Below are 16,593 nucleotides of genomic sequence, written 5' to 3' on the forward strand. Positions count from 1 at the left end.
ACTTTATGCCAAACTATTGACCTTATGGGTGCCATCCTAAACAATCGCCTGATTAATGTCACATTGATATTTATGCCGTAGCCTGACTTGAAGTATGTGAACCAGTTCTTAGTTTGAACTTTCCGACGGACGGTAGTTACAAGTGTAATTTTTCAGTGTGGTGCCACGTTCTGACGTGATTGTGGACATGCTGTCCGAGGGAAATTCCTACCATGCGTTTTCATCTGTTCAAGGCCTTGCCGTTTGCCTTAGCCGCCAGCTTCGTGCAGGCACAGACCCTTCCTGAAGCCATGCAGAAAGCACTGGATGTGCACCCGGAGATTCAAGCTGGGGTGAACAGCCGTCTGGCCGCCGACTACCAACTTAAAGCGGCGCGAGGTGGCTATTTGCCGCGAGTCGATATGCTGGCCGGCTATGGTCGCGAGGGCACCGACAACCCTACTACCCGTGCGGGTACAGGGAGCAATCACTGGGAAACCTTGAACCGCGGTGAGTCAAGTTTGCGTCTCCAGCAAATGGTGTTTGACGGCTTTGCCACCTCCAGTGAAGTAGGGCGTCAACAAGCCACCGTCAATTCTCGGGCTTATTCCTTGCTGGGCACCTCCGAGCGCACGGCTCTGACCGTGGCCCAGGTGTACCTGGACGTGCTGACCCGTCGCCAGTTCGTCCAACTGGCGGAAGACAACCTGCGCAATCACGAACGCATCTACGACCAGATCAGGCTGCGCACCCAGCGTGGCGTGGGCAGCGGCGCGGACCTGGACCAGGCCGAAGCGCGGATGGCCCAGGCCCGCAACAACCTGATCACCGAACAGACCAACCTGGCTGATGCCCAGACCAACTTCCTGAGCGCGGTCGGGCAAGTGCCCGATCAACTGGAGCGTCCGGCCAGTTTTATGGCGTTGCTGCCGGCCACCCTCGATGAGGCCCAGCGCCAGATGCTGGAGAACAGTCCGATCCTGCGCTCCGCCGAGTCCGATATTGTTGCTGCCGAGAAGCAGTACGACGCCGCCAAGTCGGCCTTCTATCCACGCTTCGACGCTGAGCTGGGCCGTACCGCAGATAACGACCTGGACGGTCAGAACGGCCACAACAACGAATGGCAGGCCATGCTGCGCATGCGCTTCAACCTGTTTGCCGGTGGCAGCAACAAGGCGGACCTGGAGTCCAAGGCGTACCAGTCGAACCAGGCCCTGGACATTCGCAACAACGCCCTGCGGGTGTTGAACGAGGAGCTGGGCCTGGCCTGGAACGCCTTGAACAACGCCAACGCCCAGGTGCCGATCGCCCAGCAATATGTCGATCACAGCACCAGTGTGCGCACCGCCTACCAGAAGCAGTTCAGCCTGGGCGAGCGTACGCTGCTGGACTTGCTCGACAGTGAAAACGAGTTGTTCACCGCTTCCCGGCGTTTGGCCGAGATCCAGAACATTCAGTTATTTACTCAGTATCGAATCAAGGCGACCATGGGCGAGTTGCTCAAGAGCCAAGGAGTGGTCGCACCTATGGCTGCCGTCGTGCAAAACGACGTGAAGCCCAAGGTCCAACTGCCTGGGATGAATTGAGCTAACGTTCATCCAACAGCCAGTCAAGAGTGTCGAGTGTGGAATCAGAAGTCAGTCGAGTACAACTCAGTCATGATCCGCGCGGCATGCATGACGATCCCTTGCTGGATGGATTGCTGACCCTCTGCTTCCTGCACCAGAAGCCTGCCAGCGCGGCAATGCTGACCACCGGTCTGCCCTTGCCGTCGCAGCGCCTGAGCCCTGAACTGCTGCCCCGTGCAGCTGCCCGGGCCGGCTTGCAGGGCCGCGTGCTGCGGCGCAAGCTCGAGCAGATCCCGATCATCGCCATGCCCGCCCTGCTGTTGCTCAAGGACGGTCGCAGTGCCGTGCTGCTGGGGTGGCAGGGTGAGGATCAGGCGCGCCTGTTGCTCAGCGAGAGCGACGGCGGTGAAGTCTGCGTCAATCGTCAGTTGCTGGCCGACGACTACAGTGGGCAGGTGTTCTTCGCCCAGCCCCAGCACAAGTTCGACGTCAATCACGGCTCGCTGATTCCCCGCGCCCGCTCCTGGTTCCGCGACACCCTCAAGCGTTCGCGCTGGCTATATGCCGATGCCATCGCGGCAAGCCTGTTGATCAACATCATCGCCATGGCTGCGCCGCTGTTCGTGATGAACGTCTACGACCGTGTCGTGCCCAACCAGGCGACCTCGACCCTGTGGGTGCTGTCCATCGGCATCATGGGCGCCTATGTCTTCGACCTGATCCTCAAGGGCCTGCGCAGCCTGTGCCTGGACCTGGCCGGGAAAAAGACCGACCTGATCATTTCCGCCACGCTGTTCGAACGCATCGTTGGCATGGCCATGAAGTACCGTCCGGCCCGGGTCGGCAGCTTTGCCCAGAACATCCATGAGTTCCAGAGTCTGCGGGACTTCCTCGCCTCCCTGACCCTGACCAGCCTGATCGACCTGCCGTTCACCCTGCTGATCTTCCTGGTGATCGCTATCCTCGGCGGCCACCTGGTGTGGATTCCGGTGCTGGCCTTTCCGATTGCCCTGGGCATCGGCTATGCCCTGCAGAAACCGCTGATCGCCACCATGGAAAAAACCATGGCCCTGGGGGCCGAGCGCCAGTCGAGCCTGATCGAAACCCTGGCCGGGCTGGATGCGGTCAAGGTCAACAACGCCGAAAGCGAACGCCAGTACCAGTGGGAGCAGACCATCGGCACCCTCAGCCGCCTTGAACTGCGGGTGAAGATGCTGTCCAGCCTGGCGATGAACATCACCTTGCTGATCCAGCAACTGGCCGGGGTGATCATGATCATCTTCGGCGTGTACCAGATCATCGACGGCAACCTCAGCATGGGCGGGCTGATCGCCTGCTACATGCTCAGCGGTCGGGCGCTGAGCCCGCTGGCTTCGCTGTCCGGATTGCTGACCCGCTACCAGCAGGCCCGCGTCACCATGACCTCGGTGGACCAGATGATGGAGCTGCCCCAGGAGCGCAATTTCGACGAGCGCCCCCTGAGCCGCAGCGTGCTGCAGGGCGCCATCGAGTGCCGGCAACTGAGCTTCACCTATCCGGGCCAGCAGAACCCGGCGCTGAAAAACATCAACCTGGTGATCAAGCCGGGGGAGAAGGTCGGCATCATCGGTCGCAGCGGTTCAGGCAAGAGCTCCCTGGCCAAGTTGCTGGTGGGCCTCTACCAGCCGGACTCCGGGGCCTTGTTGGTGGACGGCGTGGACATTCGCCAGATCGATGTCAGCGAGCTGCGCCACAACATCGGTTACGTGCCCCAGGACATCCAGCTGCTGGCCGGCACCCTGCGGGACAACCTGACCTCCGGTGCCCGTTACGTCGAAGACGAACTGGTGCTGCAAGCCGCCGAATTGGCGGGGGTTCACGAATTCGCCCGGCTGCACCCGCAAGGCTATGAACTGCAAGTGGGCGAGCGCGGGCAGAACCTGTCCGGCGGCCAGCGGCAGAACGTGGCTCTGGCTCGCGCATTGCTGCTCAACCCACCGATCCTGTTGCTCGACGAGCCCACCAGTGCCATGGACAACACCGGTGAAGAGCGCCTGAAGCAACGGCTGGAGGCCGTGGTGCAGAGCAAGACCGTGGTGCTGGTGACCCACCGGGCCTCGTTGTTGTCCCTGGTGGACCGGTTGCTGGTGGTGGATCGAGGGCAGATCCTGGCCGATGGCCCGAAAGCCGTGGTGATGGAAGCGTTGAAGAAGGGGCAGATCAGTGTTGCTTAAGTCGTTCAAGGACTCGATCCGCCGCTATTTCAAAGGCACCGACTCGCTCCAGGGGCAGCCATTGCCCGAGGTCAACAAGGCCCTGATCGAAGATGCGCCGCGGGTCATTCGCCTGACCATCTGGGGCATCATCGGGTTCTTCCTGTTCCTTTTGCTGTGGGCCAACTTCGCGGTGATCGACGAAGTGACCAAGGGCGAGGGCAAGGCGATTCCTTCCTCCAAGGTGCAGAAGATCCAGAACCTGGAAGGCGGTATCGTCTCCGAGCTGTACGTCAAGGAGGGCCAGGTGGTGGAGGCCGGTGCGCCGCTGATCCGCCTGGACGACACGCGCTTCCAGTCCAACGTCGGCGAAACCGAAACCGTGCGCCTGTCCATGCTGCTGCGGGTCGAGCGCCTGAGCGCCGAAGTCGATGATCGCGCGCTGGCCTTCCCCGAGGACGCGCTCAAGGATGCGCCAGGCCAGGCGGCCAGCGAAAAATCCTTGTACGAGAGCCGTCGCCAGCAATTGCACGACGAGATCGGCGGGCTGCAGGAGCAACTGATCCAGAAACAACAGGAACTGCGCGAGTTCACCTCCAAGCAGGCCCAGTACCGCCAGCAACTGGGCTTGCAGCGCCAGGAAATCAACATGTCCGAGCCCCTGGTGGCCCAGGGCGCGGTGTCGCCGGTGGAAGTGCTGCGGCTCAAGCGTGCCGAGGTGGAAACCCGCGGCCAGCTGGATGCCACCACCCTGGCGATTCCCCGTGCCGAATCGGCGATCAAGGAAGTACAGCGCAAGATCGACGAAACTCGCGGCAAGTTCCGCAGTGAGGCCCTGACCCAGCTCAACGAGGCCCGCACCGAACTGAACAAGGCCAGCGCCACCGGCAAGGCCCTGGAAGACCGGGTCAGCCGGACCCTGGTGACCTCGCCGGTGCGCGGCATCGTCAAGCAGCTGATGGTCAACACCATCGGCGGGGTGATCCAGCCCGGCAGCGACATGGTGGAAATCGTGCCTCTGGACGACACCCTGCTGGTGGAGGCCAAGATCCGGCCCCAGGACATTGCCTTCCTGCACCCCGGGCAGGAAGCGATCGTCAAGTTCAGTGCCTACGACTACACCATCTATGGCGGACTCAAGGCCCGCCTGGAGCAGATCGGCGCCGACACCATCACCGACGAAGACAAGAAGACCACCTACTACATGATCAAGCTGCGCACCGACCGCAGCCACCTGGGCACTGATGACAAGCCGCTGCTGATCATCCCCGGGATGGTCGCCTCGGTGGACATCATCACCGGCAAGAAGAGCATCCTCAGCTACCTGCTCAAGCCGATCATCCGCGCCCGCGCCGAAGCCCTGCACGAACGCTGATCCGGGTAAAAAACCACCGTGCCAGCCCCGTAGGAGCTGGCTTGCCAGCGAAGGGGCCCCTGAGAGCGCCTTCACCGGCAAGCCGGCTCCTCCAGGCCGCGCCACATTGCGCCGCCTGCAAAGGCCATGGAATCCATCGGTGGCGTACCGTGCATGACCAGCGCATCGCCTGAATCAACATATCGTTATTCTCTAACGGTATTTAAATTCGCTTTCTTATACCTATAAAGTCAACTCCCTGCGTACCTGCCGACCAATCGGCGCGCCGCACGAAATGAACCCACACGGGATCTCCGTGAGTTTCTGATCGACGCGCGCGCCCTGGGCGCGCCTGCGCGGGAGTTTCAGTCATGTCTGCATCAGCCAGTGCCGCCTCCATTGCCGCACAAGCTTTCGAAATCCGCCCCTTGAATGGGGCTGTAGGTGCCGAGATCGTCGGCCTCGACCTGTCCCGGCCAGTCAACGACCAGGACTTCGCCCGCATCCACCGCGCCCACCTGGATCATCACGTAGTGGTGTTCCGCGACCAGCGCATCAGCCCCGAACAGCAGATTGCCTTCAGCCGTCGCTTCGGTGTGTTGCAAATTCATGTGCTCAAGCAGTTCCTGCTGGCCGGGCACCCGGAAATCCTCATCGTTTCCAACATCATCGAGAACGGCCAGTCCATCGGCCTGGGGGACGCCGGCAAGTTCTGGCACTCGGACCTCTCCTACAAGGAGCTGCCGAGCCTGGGCTCGATGCTGCACGCCCAGGAACTGCCAGCCGAAGGGGGCGACACCCTGTTCGCCAACATGCACCAGGCCTGGGACAACTTGCCCGAGGCGCTGCGCAAGGCGGTCGAGGGGCGCAGCGCCGCCCACTCCTACACCGCGCGCTACAGCGAGACCAAGTTCGAAGGCAGCTGGCGCCCGACCCTGACCCCGGAGCAACTGGCCCAGGTTGCCGAGGTGGTGCACCCGGTGGTGCGCACTCACCCGGAAAACGGCCGCAAGGCGTTGTTCGTCAGCGAAGGCTTCACCACCCGCATCGTTGGCCTGCCGGAAGACGAAAGCGCCCAGTTGCTGGCCGAGCTGTATGCCCACAGCGTGCTGCCGGACAACATCTACCGCCATCAATGGCAGCCCCACGACCTGGTGTTCTGGGACAACCGCTCGCTGATCCACCTGGCCGCCGGTTGCCCGAGCCATCTGCGCCGCAAGCTGTATCGCACCACCATCCAGGGCGACGCCCCTTACTGATCAGCCAGGCACGGCAGGAGAGTCACCATGTCCTTATCCATTCCCTTCATTCCCCGCCTCGGCAAACTGGCCACGGCCATCGGCCTGGGTTTCAGCCTGCTGGCCGGCAGCCTGGTCGCGCCTGCGCCAGCCCAGGCCGAAGGCGAGATCCGCATCGCTGAACAGTTCGGTATCGTCTACCTGCTGCTCAATGTGGTACGCGACCAGAACCTGATCGAAAAGCACGGCAAGGAGCAGGGCATCGACATCAAGGTCGACTGGACCCAGCTGTCCGGCGGCGCAGCGGTCAACGACGCCTTGCTGTCGGGCTCGATCGACATTGCCGGGGCCGGCGTCGGGCCGCTGCTGACCATCTGGGATCGCACCCACGGCCGGCAGAACGTCAAGGCCGTAGCCTCTCTCGGTAACTTTCCCTACTACCTGGTGAGCAACAATCCCAAGGTCAAGACCATCGCCGACTTCACCGACAAGGACCGCATTGCGGTACCGGCGGTGGGGGTTTCGGTGCAGTCGCGCTTTCTGCAATACGCCGCCGCCAAGCAATGGGGCGACAAGGAATTCAATCGCCTGGACAAGTACACCATCGCCGTTCCCCACCCGGACGCCACCGCCGCGCTGATCGCCGGCGGCACCGAGCTGACCGGGCACTTCTCCAACCCGCCATTCCAGGACCAGGCCCTGGAGAACCCCAATGTGCACGTGGTGCTCAATACCTACGACCTGCTGGGGCCCAACTCGCCGACGGTGCTGTTCGCCACCGAGAAATTCCGCAACGACAACCCCAAGACCTACAAGGCCTTCGTCGAAGCCCTGGCCGAAGCGGCCGAGTTCGCCCAGCACGACAAGGGCGCAGCCGCCGATACCTACATCCGCGTGACCAAGGCCAAGATCGACCGCGGCGCCTTGCTGAAGATCATCGACAACCCGCAGTTCGAGTTCAGCGTGACACCGAAAAACACCTACCCGCTGGCGGAATTCCTCTACCGGGTCGGTGCGATCAAGAACAAGCCCGAGTCGTGGAAGGATTACTTCTTCCAGGACGCCAAACCGTTGCAGGGGAGCTGATTGCCATGAATGCCGCCTTGCCAGGCCACACGGCCAGCAACTCCACGGCCATCGCCCAAGCACTGTTGGCGGTGGAACACGTCAGCCTGGAATACCGCACCCCGCAGCGGGTGGTGCGGGCCACCCACCAGGTGAGTTTCGAGGTGGATCCGGCCGACCGCTTTGTCCTGCTGGGGCCTTCAGGCTGCGGCAAGTCGACCCTGCTCAAGGCCGTGGCCGGGTTCATCCAGCCCTGCGAGGGCGAGATTCGCCTGCAAGGCCAGCGCGTCAGCCAGCCCGGGCCGGATCGTATCGTGGTGTTCCAGGAGTTCGACCAGTTGCCTCCCTGGAAAACCGTGAAACAGAACGTGATGTTTCCCCTGCTGGCGTCGAAGACCCTCGGCCGCCGCGCGGCCGAAGAGCGTGCCCTGGAATACCTGGAAAAAGTCGGCCTGGCGGCTTTCGCCGATGCCTATCCGCATACCCTGTCCGGTGGCATGAAAGCCCGGGTGGCGATCGCTCGCGCCCTGGCCATGCAGCCGAAGATCCTGCTGATGGACGAGCCTTTCGCCGCCCTCGACGCCCTGACCCGACGCAAGATGCAGGAGGAGTTGCTGCGGCTCTGGGAGGAGGTGCGCTTCACCTTGCTGTTCGTCACTCACTCCATCGAGGAAGCGCTGGTGGTGGGCAATCGCATCCTCCTGCTGTCGCCTCATCCGGGGCGCGTGCGGGCGGAAGTCCACAGCCATCAGTACGACCTGCAGAGCCTCGGTGGCGTGGCCTTTCAGCAGACCGCGCGGCGTATCCACCGCTTGCTGTTCGATGAAGGCCAATCGCCGGAAACTGAAACCGAGCTGGATTTCGCCGATATCCGTATCGCTTATTGAGCCGTCAGGCCACCGTTGAACGAGGAATGCCCGATGAGCCACTCATCCCCTGCGCGCGAGGAATACGAAGTTGTCCTGCAGCCCTTGCTGCAAGTGCCCCTGGAGCGCGAGCTGCCCCTGGGTCAGCGCCTCTGGCAACAAGGCTGGTTGCGCAAGAGCCTGATCCTGGTCCTGCTGGCGCTGCTCTGGGAAGCCGTGGCCCGTTACCAGAACAACGACCTGCTGCTACCGAGTTTTCTGCAAACCGCCAGCGCGCTTTACCAGGGCCTGCTCAGCGGCGAATTGCTGGGCAAGGTGGGCATTTCCCTGGTGGTGCTGCTCAAGGGCTACCTGATCGGCATCGTCCTGGCGTTTGCCTTGACCACCCTGGCGGTCTCGACCCGGCTTGGCCGCGACCTGCTGAGCACCCTGACCTCGATGTTCAATCCGCTGCCGGCGATTGCCCTGCTGCCCCTGGCGCTGCTGTGGTTCGGCCTGGGGCAGAACAGCCTGATCTTCGTGCTGGTGCATTCGGTGCTCTGGGCTTTGGCCTTGAACACCTACGCCGGGTTTCTCGGGGTTTCCGAAACCCTGCGCATGGCCGGGCGCAACTACGGCCTCAAGGGCCTGCGCCTGGTGCTGTTCATCCTGATCCCGGCGGCGCTGCCGTCGATTCTCGCCGGGCTGAAGATCGGTTGGGCCTTCGCCTGGCGCACCCTGATCGCTGCCGAGCTGGTGTTCGGCGCCACCAGCGGCAAGGGTGGCCTGGGCTGGTACATCTTCCAGAACCGCAATGAGCTGTACACCGACAAGGTGTTTGCCGGGCTGGCTGTGGTGATCCTCATCGGCCTGCTGGTGGAAAACCTGATCTTCGACACCCTGGAGCGGATCACGGTAAAACGCTGGGGCATGCAGCGCTGAGCTACCTCGTCCGCCAGCCCCCCCCCCGACCGTAGGAGCTGGCTTGCCAGCGAAAGCGCCCTCAAGGGCTATGCAAGGTTCGAGGGCCCATTCGCCGGCAAGCCGGCTCCTACGCGGCTAGTGGGTTCACGGATAAGGATTGATCTCCCTCACTTTCCTTGGTGGCAAGCCTGCTAGCATTGCGCCTGGATCATCCCTGACCAGTCACGAGTGCTCAGTATGCAACTTCCGGACATGAACCTGCTGGTGGCCCTCGACGCCCTGCTCGACGAGGGCAGCGTAGTCGGCGCCGCGCGGCGCATGAACCTCAGCCCGGCGGCCATGAGCCGGACCCTGACGCGGATCCGCGACGCCCTCGGCGACCCGGTGCTGGTACGTGCCGGACGCGGCCTGGTGCCCACCCCCAAGGCCCTGGAACTGCGCAGCCAGGTGCGTGATGTGGTGGAGCAGGCGGCGCTGGTGTTTCGCTCGGCGGACAAGGTCGACCTGGGTTCCCTGCAACGGCGCTTCAACGTGCGCGCCAACGATTTTTTCGTCGGCGTGTATGGCGGTCGCCTCATCGATACCCTGGAGCGTCAGGCGCCCCTGTGCGAACTGCGCTTCGTGCCCGAAGGCGATGGCGATGACGAGGCCCTGCGGGAGGGAAGGATCGACCTGCGGATCAGCAACACCCGGCCCCTGACCCCGGAGGTCAAGGTGCAGAACCTGTTCACCACCGCCTTTGTCGGCCTGGTGCGCGAAGGCCACCCGCTGTTGGACGAAGACATCACCGCCGAGCGTTTTGCCGCGTTTCCCCATATCAGCATGTCTCGCCGGGGCATAGCCCGTGGCCCGATCGATGCGGCCCTGGCCGAGCAGGGCCTGGAGCGCCGAGTGCCGCTGATTGCCCCGAGCTTCCACGCCGCCATGTTCATGCTGCCGGATTCGGACCTGATCCTGCCGGTGCCCCAGGAAACCCTGCTCAGCGTCTCGCGCCTGGGGCTGCGTTTAAGTTCGTTCGTGCTGCCGATCTCCCTGCCGACCCTGGTCCTGACCCAGGCCTGGCACCCGCGCTACGACAAGGACCCGGCGCACAAGTGGTTCCGCGAAACCCTGCGCACCTCCTGCCAGGCCACCTGGCAGGAAGCCCAGCCCAGCGCTTTGTAGGGGCCGGCTTGAGGGCCTCTTCGCTGGCAAGCCAGCTCCTACGGTCCATCTGCAGCCTGCGCCACTCCTGTAGGAGCCGGCTTGCCGGCGAATGCGGGCTTGAGGGCCTCTTCGCTGGCAAGCCAGCTCCTACGGTCCATCTGCAGCCTGCACCACTCCTGTAGGGGCCGGCTTGCCGGCGAATGCGGTCTTGAGGGCCTCTTCGCTGGCAAGCCAGCTCCTACGGTTCATCTGCAGCCTGCGTCACTCCTGTAGGAGCCGGCTTGCCGGCGAATGCGGTCTTGAGGGCCCCTTCGCTGGCAAGCCAGCTCCTACGGTCAATAGGCTGAATCGTTGCGTTTGGTGCACTTATAAGCTGTCGATAAGTCAGTTTTCGTCAGCATCGGCTGTTCATAAACTGCTCTGGTTTTCTTGTCTGGAGCAGTATTTCCATGAGTTCCCTCGCTGTCGCTGCGCCTGCTTCGGTTGAAGCCGCCAGCAAGCCGGCAGCCATTGCACCGCCGGTGTTCGGGCCGCGGATCATCATCGGCCTGGTGGGCGTGCTGCTGGCGGTGCTGGTCTCGGGCCTCAACGAGATGGTGACCAAGATCGCCCTGGCGGACATTCGTGGTGCGCTGTTCATCGGCTACGACGAAGGTACCTGGCTGGTGGCCTGCTACACCGCCACCTCGGTAGCGGCCATGGCCTTCGCCCCCTGGTGTTCGGTGACCTTTTCCCTGCGGCGCTTCACCCTGTGTGCGATTGCCCTCTTCACCCTGCTGGGGGTGCTGTGCCCCTTTGCCCCGAACTACCAGAGCCTGTTGCTGCTGCGCACCCTGCAAGGCCTGGCCGGCGGTGCCCTGCCGCCGATGCTGATGACCGTGGCCCTGCGTTTCCTGCCGGCCAACGTCAAGCTCTACGGCTTGGCGGGTTATGCCTTGACGGCCACCTTCGGCCCGAGCCTGGGCACGCCCCTGGCGGCGCTCTGGACCGAATACGTGGGCTGGCGCTGGGCCTTCTGGCAGGTGGTAGCCCCTTGCCTGCTGGCCATGGCGGCGGTGGCCTACGGCTTGCCCCAGGACCCGCTGCGCCTGGAGCGCTTCAAGCAGTTCAACTGGCGTGGCCTGCTGCTGGGTTTCCCGGCGATCTGCATGCTGGTGATCGGCATCCTGCAGGGCAACCGCCTGGACTGGTTCGAATCGCCGCTGATCAGTGTGCTGCTGGTGGGCGGGCTGTTGTTGCTGGTGCTGTTCATGATCAACGAATGGTCGCAGCCGATCCCCTTCTTCAAGTTGCAGATGCTCGGCATCCGCAACCTGTCCTTTGCCCTGCTGACCCTGGCCGGGGTGCTGGTGGTGCTGACGGCGGTGATCATCATTCCTTCGGCCTACCTGGCTCAGGTCCAGGGTTACCGGCCGCTGCAAACCGCGCCGGTGATGCTGGTGATGGCCTTGCCGCAGTTGCTTGCCCTGCCGCTGGTGGCGGCCCTGTGCAACCTGCGCTGGGTCGACTGCCGCTGGGTGCTGGGCATTGGCCTGGGGATGCTGGTGCTGTCCTGCCTGGGGGGCACGCACCTGACCTCGGCCTGGATCCGCGACGATTTCTACGTGCTGCAACTGCTGCAGATCTTTGGCCAGCCGATGGCGGTGCTGCCGCTGCTGATGCTTTCCACCGGCAGCATCGTGCCGGTTGAAGGGCCCTTCGCTTCAGCCTGGTTCAACACCGTGAAAGGCCTGGCGGCAGTGATCGCCACCGGCGTGCTGGATGTGCTGACCACCCACCGCCTGCACTTTCACTCGACGATGCTGGTGGACAGCCTGGGCAACTCGCCGCTGGTGGAAGGCTCCGTGGCGGGCCTCGCCCAGCGCCTGCACCAGCAGGCCGTGGTGCTGACATCCGCCGACCTCTACTACTGCATGGCGGGGGTAGCCGCGGTGCTGATCCTGCTGATTTTCTGGCTGCCGACGCGGATCTATCCACCGCGGGCGCCGACTTGAGTGATACGGAAGGTTTTATGACGACCCATAGCAAGCAGAAAATTGCCGTCGCCGTGGCGACGGTGGCGGCCCTCGGCGTGCTGGCCTACCTGGTAGCCCCGGGCCTGTTCGGCCGCGCCAGTGAACAGAGCACCAACGATGCCTTTATCGCCGCCGACTACACCCTGGTGGCGCCGCGGGTAGCCGGCTTCATCAAGGAGGTACTGGTGGAGGACAACCAGCAGGTCAAGGCCGGGCAGTTGCTGGCGTTGATCGATGACCGCGACCTGCGGGCCGCGGCCCAGGCGGCGGACGCCGAAACCCTGGTGGCCCAGGCCCAGTTGCAGAACGCCCGGGCGACCCTGGACCGGCAGAGCTCGGTGATCGCCCAGGCCCAGGCGGCGTTGGTGGCGGCCCGGGCCGAGATGGCCTTCGCCGAGCATGAGCTGAACCGCTACAACCACCTGGCCGGTGTCGGCGCCGGCACGGTGCAGAATGCCCAGCAGGCCCGGACCCGTATCGACCAGGCCAGCGCCCAGGTGGCCACCGCCACGGCGGCCCTGGCGGCGGAGCGCAAGCAGGTGGAGATCCTCACTGCCCAGCGCGATGCGGCGCAAGGTGGTTTGAAGCGGGCCCAGGCGGCCCTGGAAATGGCCAGCTACGAGCTGTCCTACACCCGTATCGTCGCACCGGTCGATGGCATGGTCGGCGAGCGCGCCGTGCGAGTCGGTGCCTACGTCACCCCGGGCAGCAAGATCCTCGCCGTGGTGCCCTTGCAGCAGGCGTATGTCGTGGCCAATTTCCAGGAAACCCAGCTCACCGCCATGCATGCCGGACAAGCCGTTGAAGTGCGGGTCGACAGCCTGGGCGGCGAGACCCTGCATGGCCGGGTGGAAAGCCTGGCCCCGGCCACCGGAGTGACCTTCGCCGCGGTGAAGCCGGACAACGCCACGGGCAACTTCACCAAGGTGGTGCAGCGCATCCCGGTGAAGATCCTCCTGGATCCGCATCAGCCCATGGCCGAGCGGTTGCGGGTGGGCATGTCGGTGGAAGCCAGCGTGGACACCCACAGCTCCGCCACCAGCGCCCGCGAGGTGACCCAGCGATGAGCCGCGAACGAAGCCCTGCTCTACCTGGGCAAGCGCCGCGAATGCACGACCGTTTGGCGCTGGGGGGCACAGCAACCCCACAACCGCTCGGCGCGGTTGCCCAGGGCCGCCGCGAAGGCCGCCTTGCGAGTGCTACGCACTCGAACCGAAGCAAGCTCCCTCGCCACCGGTCCATCCGTCATGCGTTGCAGGTGCTGAGTCTGTTGTCCCTTGGCGCGTGCAGCGTGGGGCCGGATTTCCAGCACCCCGAGGCGACTCAGGTTGCGGCTTGGGCAACCCCGCAGCGCGCTGCCGCCAGTCAGGCGGTGGACAAGGCGATGCAGGAGCGTTGGTGGGAGGTGTTCCACGACCCGCAGCTGTCGGCCCTGAGCCAGCGTGCCTTGACCGACAACCTGGATCTGCAACTGGCCACCAGCCGGCTGCAGCAGAGCCGTGCGGCACGTCAGGTGATCACTGCCCAGCAATACCCGAGCACGTCGGCCACGGGGGGCTACGGGCGCAAGCGCAACAGTGCCGAGGGCTTGAACGACCCTTCGGGAAACAATGGCAAGTCGGCCTTCAATCTCTGGGAAGCAGGCTTTTCCGCTTCCTGGGAGTTGGATTTCTGGGGCCGTGTGCGGCGGGAAACCGAAGCCGCCGACGCTCGCTTGGAAGTGGCGGAAAACGATCGCCGCGGGGTGCTGCTGGCGGTTCTCGCAGAGACCGCCCAGGACTATATCCAACTGCGTGGCGTGCAGAGCACCCGGGCGGTCACCGAGCAGAACCTGGAGGTGGCGCGCCACAGCCTGAAACTCTCGCAACTACGCCTGGCCGATGGCGTGGCCACCGACCTGGACGTGGCGGAAGCCGCGGCCCAGGTCGCCACCATCGAGGCCCGTCTGCCGGAGCTGCAGCAGCGTCAGGCGCAATTGATCAATGCCTTGAGCCTGCTGCTGGGGGAGCCGCCCCAGGCCCTGCACCAGGAACTGGCCAGCGACGCCCCGGTGCCGCAACCACCGACCCAGGTGGCCATCGGCCTGCCTTCGCAACTGGCGGAGCGTCGCCCGGACATTCGCCAGGCCGAAGCGCAGCTGCACATGGCGACCGCCAACATCGGCGTGGCCAAGGGCGATTTCTATCCACGCATCACCCTGTCCGGCAACTTCGGTTCCCAGGCCCTGCAACTGGCGGATTTCGGCTCCTGGAGCTCCCGCCAGTTCGGCATCGGCCCGCAGTTCAGCCTGCCGCTGTTCGACGGTGGTCGCCTGCGCGGCGTGCTGCACCTGCGCGAGGCCCAGCAGCAGGAGGCGGCGGTGGTCTATCAGCAGACCGTGCTCCGGGCCTGGCATGAGATCGACGACCAACTGACCCGCTACAACGCCAGCCAACTGCGTCGCGACAGCCTCGCCGAAGCGGTGCGGCAGAACCAGATCGCCTTGCGCACCGCCCAGCAGCAATACGTGGAAGGGGTGGTGGACTTCGTCAACGTGCTGACAGTGCAGGGCGCCTTGCTGACTACCCAGGAACAACTGGTGGACAGTTCGGCCGGCGTGTCCCTGGCCATGGTCGGTTTGTACAAGGCCCTGGGGGGCGGCTGGGAGTCGGTGTATCCGTTGCAGGCGCCAACTCCGGCGAGCTGAATCGGCCTTTTGCCTGGCGATGGAAAAAAGTGTAATGATAATTGCTCTCAATCATGTGCACGGTTCCATTCATGGAAGCAACGACTGACGGCAACGAGCAATTGCATCGCCTTTATCGCGATCATCATGGCTGGCTCCAGGGGTGGCTGCGCAAGCGCCTGGGGGATCGTGAACATGCCGCGGATGTGGCGCAGGACACCTTCCTGCGCCTGTTGCTGTCCGGACGTTTCCCCGGGCAGCAGGAAAGCCGCAGCTACCTGGCCCAGATCGCCCGCAACCTGGTGATCGACCAATGGCGCCGGGCGCGGATCGAACGCGCCTACCTGGAAAGCATCGCCCACCTGCCCGAACCCCAGACCCTTTCCCTGGAAAGCCGTGCGTTGATCATCGAAACCCTGATGCAGATCGACGCCATGCTCGACGGCATGCCGGAAAGGGTCCGCCAGGCGTTTGTCATGTCGCAGTTCGAAGGCCTGAGCTACGCGCAGATCGCCGAGCGCCTGGGCGTGACCGTCAGCTCCGTGCAGAAGTACATGATCCGCGCCATCCAGGCCTGCTACCGGGTGGTCTACGAACAATGAGCGCGCATCAGGCGCCCATCGCGCCGGCGATTGTCGAGCAAGCCAGCGAATGGCTGATGCTGCACTGGGGCGGTGCCCTGGACGATCAGCAACAAGCGGACTTTGCCCGTTGGCAGGATGCCGACCCCGAGCATCGGCGGGCCTGGCAACGCCTGCAACAACTGCAACAGACCCTGGGTGGCGTCCCGGCCCATAGCGCCCGGGCGGTCCTGGCCCAGGCCCCGGACCGGCAACGTCGTGCGGCACTCAAGCTGCTGGGCTTGCTGCTGGTGGCCGGTGGCAGCGGCTACCTGGTGCAAGGCAGCCAGCCCTGGCGCGCGGCGTTCGCCGAACAGCGCACCGCCACCGGGGAGATCCGCCACCTGACCCTGAGCGACGGCAGCCGCCTGGACCTCAACAGCGGCAGCGCCGTCGACCTGCTGTACAGCGCCAGTGAACGGCGTATTCGCCTGATCCAGGGCGAGATCCTGCTGAGCAGCGGGCATGACTCGTCGCGTCCGTTGATCGTGGAAACCGCTGCCGGCGAGATCCAGGCCCTGGGCACGCGCTTTGCGGTGCGAGACATGGACGGCGGCACCCGGGTCGACCTTTACGAAGGAGCTCTGCGCATCAGCCCGCGGCATGTACCAGCGGTACAGATCGGTGCCGGCCAGCGCCTGTGGTTCAGCGCTGGCCAGATCGCGTCCAGCCAGCCCGCCGAAGTCAACGCCAGCAGTTGGAGCCAGGGCCGGCTGATTGCCGAGCGCCAGCCCCTGGGGCAGTTCATCGCCGAACTGGCGCGCTATCGTCCCGGCGTGCTGCGCTGTGACGAGGCCGTGGCCGGACTGTTGCTGACCGGTGTGTTTCCCCTGGATGACAGCGATGCGGTGCTCGCTGCCCTGGAGCGTTCGCTGCCGGTGCAAGCCCACGCCGTGACCCGGTATTGGGTCACCCTCAAGCCCCGCGGTTGATTTTTTTGCACCGAGCCTTGTCGGTTCTGGCGAGTTGTCCGGGATACCTC

The 16,593-nt window shown here is 64.2% G+C and carries 13 protein-coding genes; all 13 read left to right on the forward strand.

All coding sequences use genetic code 11. From position 1 onward, the window contains the following. The first annotated feature begins 212 nt into the window (after positions 1–212). Positions 213–1,565, forward strand: coding sequence for a TolC family outer membrane protein (locus tag ACZ5BO_RS01755; RefSeq protein WP_025131690.1), 1,353 nt, complete (start codon positions 213–215; stop codon positions 1,563–1,565). Positions 1,566–1,603: 38 nt separating this feature from the next. Then, on the forward strand, positions 1,604–3,760 hold the full coding sequence (locus ACZ5BO_RS01760) for a type I secretion system permease/ATPase (protein ID WP_025131691.1): 2,157 nt from the start codon (positions 1,604–1,606) through the stop codon (positions 3,758–3,760). After that, a complete protein-coding gene (locus ACZ5BO_RS01765) occupies positions 3,750–5,114 on the forward strand; it encodes an HlyD family type I secretion periplasmic adaptor subunit (protein ID WP_025131692.1) in 1,365 nt (454 codons plus the stop codon). The genes ACZ5BO_RS01760 and ACZ5BO_RS01765 overlap by 11 nt, the downstream gene beginning before the upstream one ends. Before the next feature lie 350 nt (positions 5,115–5,464). Then, positions 5,465–6,352: a TauD/TfdA dioxygenase family protein gene (locus ACZ5BO_RS01770; RefSeq protein ID WP_464697936.1), complete on the forward strand. Its 888-nt coding sequence runs from the start codon at positions 5,465–5,467 to the stop codon at positions 6,350–6,352. Positions 6,353–6,379: 27 nt separating this feature from the next. Next, positions 6,380–7,417 (forward strand): ABC transporter substrate-binding protein, encoded by a 1,038-nt coding sequence (locus tag ACZ5BO_RS01775; RefSeq protein ID WP_464697938.1) that lies wholly within the window; start codon positions 6,380–6,382, stop codon positions 7,415–7,417. A gap of 5 nt (positions 7,418–7,422) precedes the next feature. Further along, on the forward strand, positions 7,423–8,283 hold the full coding sequence (locus ACZ5BO_RS01780) for an ABC transporter ATP-binding protein (protein WP_025131695.1): 861 nt from the start codon (positions 7,423–7,425) through the stop codon (positions 8,281–8,283). A gap of 33 nt (positions 8,284–8,316) precedes the next feature. Continuing rightward, positions 8,317–9,183: an ABC transporter permease gene (locus ACZ5BO_RS01785; protein WP_011058521.1), complete on the forward strand. Its 867-nt coding sequence runs from the start codon at positions 8,317–8,319 to the stop codon at positions 9,181–9,183. Positions 9,184–9,402: 219 nt separating this feature from the next. After that, positions 9,403–10,329, forward strand: a complete 927-nt coding sequence (locus tag ACZ5BO_RS01790) for a LysR family transcriptional regulator (protein WP_025131696.1) — start codon at positions 9,403–9,405, stop codon at positions 10,327–10,329. Positions 10,330–10,760: 431 nt separating this feature from the next. Continuing rightward, positions 10,761–12,305 carry an MFS transporter gene (locus ACZ5BO_RS01795; protein ID WP_025131697.1) on the forward strand — a complete coding sequence of 515 codons (1,545 nt, stop codon included), beginning with the start codon at positions 10,761–10,763 and terminating at the stop codon, positions 12,303–12,305. A 17-nt stretch (positions 12,306–12,322) separates the two neighbouring features. Next, positions 12,323–13,393: an HlyD family secretion protein gene (locus ACZ5BO_RS01800; protein ID WP_025131698.1), complete on the forward strand. Its 1,071-nt coding sequence runs from the start codon at positions 12,323–12,325 to the stop codon at positions 13,391–13,393. A gap of 173 nt (positions 13,394–13,566) precedes the next feature. Then, on the forward strand, positions 13,567–15,012 hold the full coding sequence (locus ACZ5BO_RS01805; protein ID WP_043274715.1) for an efflux transporter outer membrane subunit: 1,446 nt from the start codon (positions 13,567–13,569) through the stop codon (positions 15,010–15,012). Between the two features lie 71 nt (positions 15,013–15,083). Beyond that, positions 15,084–15,593 carry a sigma-70 family RNA polymerase sigma factor gene (locus tag ACZ5BO_RS01810; RefSeq protein ID WP_025131700.1) on the forward strand — a complete coding sequence of 170 codons (510 nt, stop codon included), beginning with the start codon at positions 15,084–15,086 and terminating at the stop codon, positions 15,591–15,593. Further along, on the forward strand, positions 15,590–16,543 hold the full coding sequence (locus tag ACZ5BO_RS01815) for a FecR domain-containing protein (RefSeq protein WP_025131701.1): 954 nt from the start codon (positions 15,590–15,592) through the stop codon (positions 16,541–16,543). Before ACZ5BO_RS01810 ends, ACZ5BO_RS01815 begins: the two co-directional genes overlap by 4 nt. Positions 16,544–16,593 lie beyond the last annotated feature (50 nt).

This window comes from Pseudomonas sp. FFPRI_1 (genome assembly GCF_055384485.1).

Excerpts from the sequence above, each read along its gene's own strand:
- ACZ5BO_RS01775 (WP_464697938.1), top strand. The coding sequence starts at position 6,380 with ATGTCCTTATCCATTCCCTTCATTCCCCGCCTCGGCAAACTGGCCACG.
- ACZ5BO_RS01790 (WP_025131696.1), top strand. The coding sequence starts at position 9,403 with ATGCAACTTCCGGACATGAACCTGCTGGTGGCCCTCGACGCCCTGCTC.
- ACZ5BO_RS01815 (WP_025131701.1), top strand. The coding sequence starts at position 15,590 with ATGAGCGCGCATCAGGCGCCCATCGCGCCGGCGATTGTCGAGCAAGCC.
- ACZ5BO_RS01800 (WP_025131698.1), top strand. The coding sequence starts at position 12,323 with ATGACGACCCATAGCAAGCAGAAAATTGCCGTCGCCGTGGCGACGGTG.
- ACZ5BO_RS01770 (WP_464697936.1), top strand. The coding sequence starts at position 5,465 with ATGTCTGCATCAGCCAGTGCCGCCTCCATTGCCGCACAAGCTTTCGAA.
- ACZ5BO_RS01780 (WP_025131695.1), top strand. The coding sequence starts at position 7,423 with ATGAATGCCGCCTTGCCAGGCCACACGGCCAGCAACTCCACGGCCATC.
- ACZ5BO_RS01785 (WP_011058521.1), top strand. The coding sequence starts at position 8,317 with ATGAGCCACTCATCCCCTGCGCGCGAGGAATACGAAGTTGTCCTGCAG.
- ACZ5BO_RS01810 (WP_025131700.1), top strand. The coding sequence starts at position 15,084 with ATGGAAGCAACGACTGACGGCAACGAGCAATTGCATCGCCTTTATCGC.
- ACZ5BO_RS01755 (WP_025131690.1), top strand. The coding sequence starts at position 213 with ATGCGTTTTCATCTGTTCAAGGCCTTGCCGTTTGCCTTAGCCGCCAGC.
- ACZ5BO_RS01795 (WP_025131697.1), top strand. The coding sequence starts at position 10,761 with ATGAGTTCCCTCGCTGTCGCTGCGCCTGCTTCGGTTGAAGCCGCCAGC.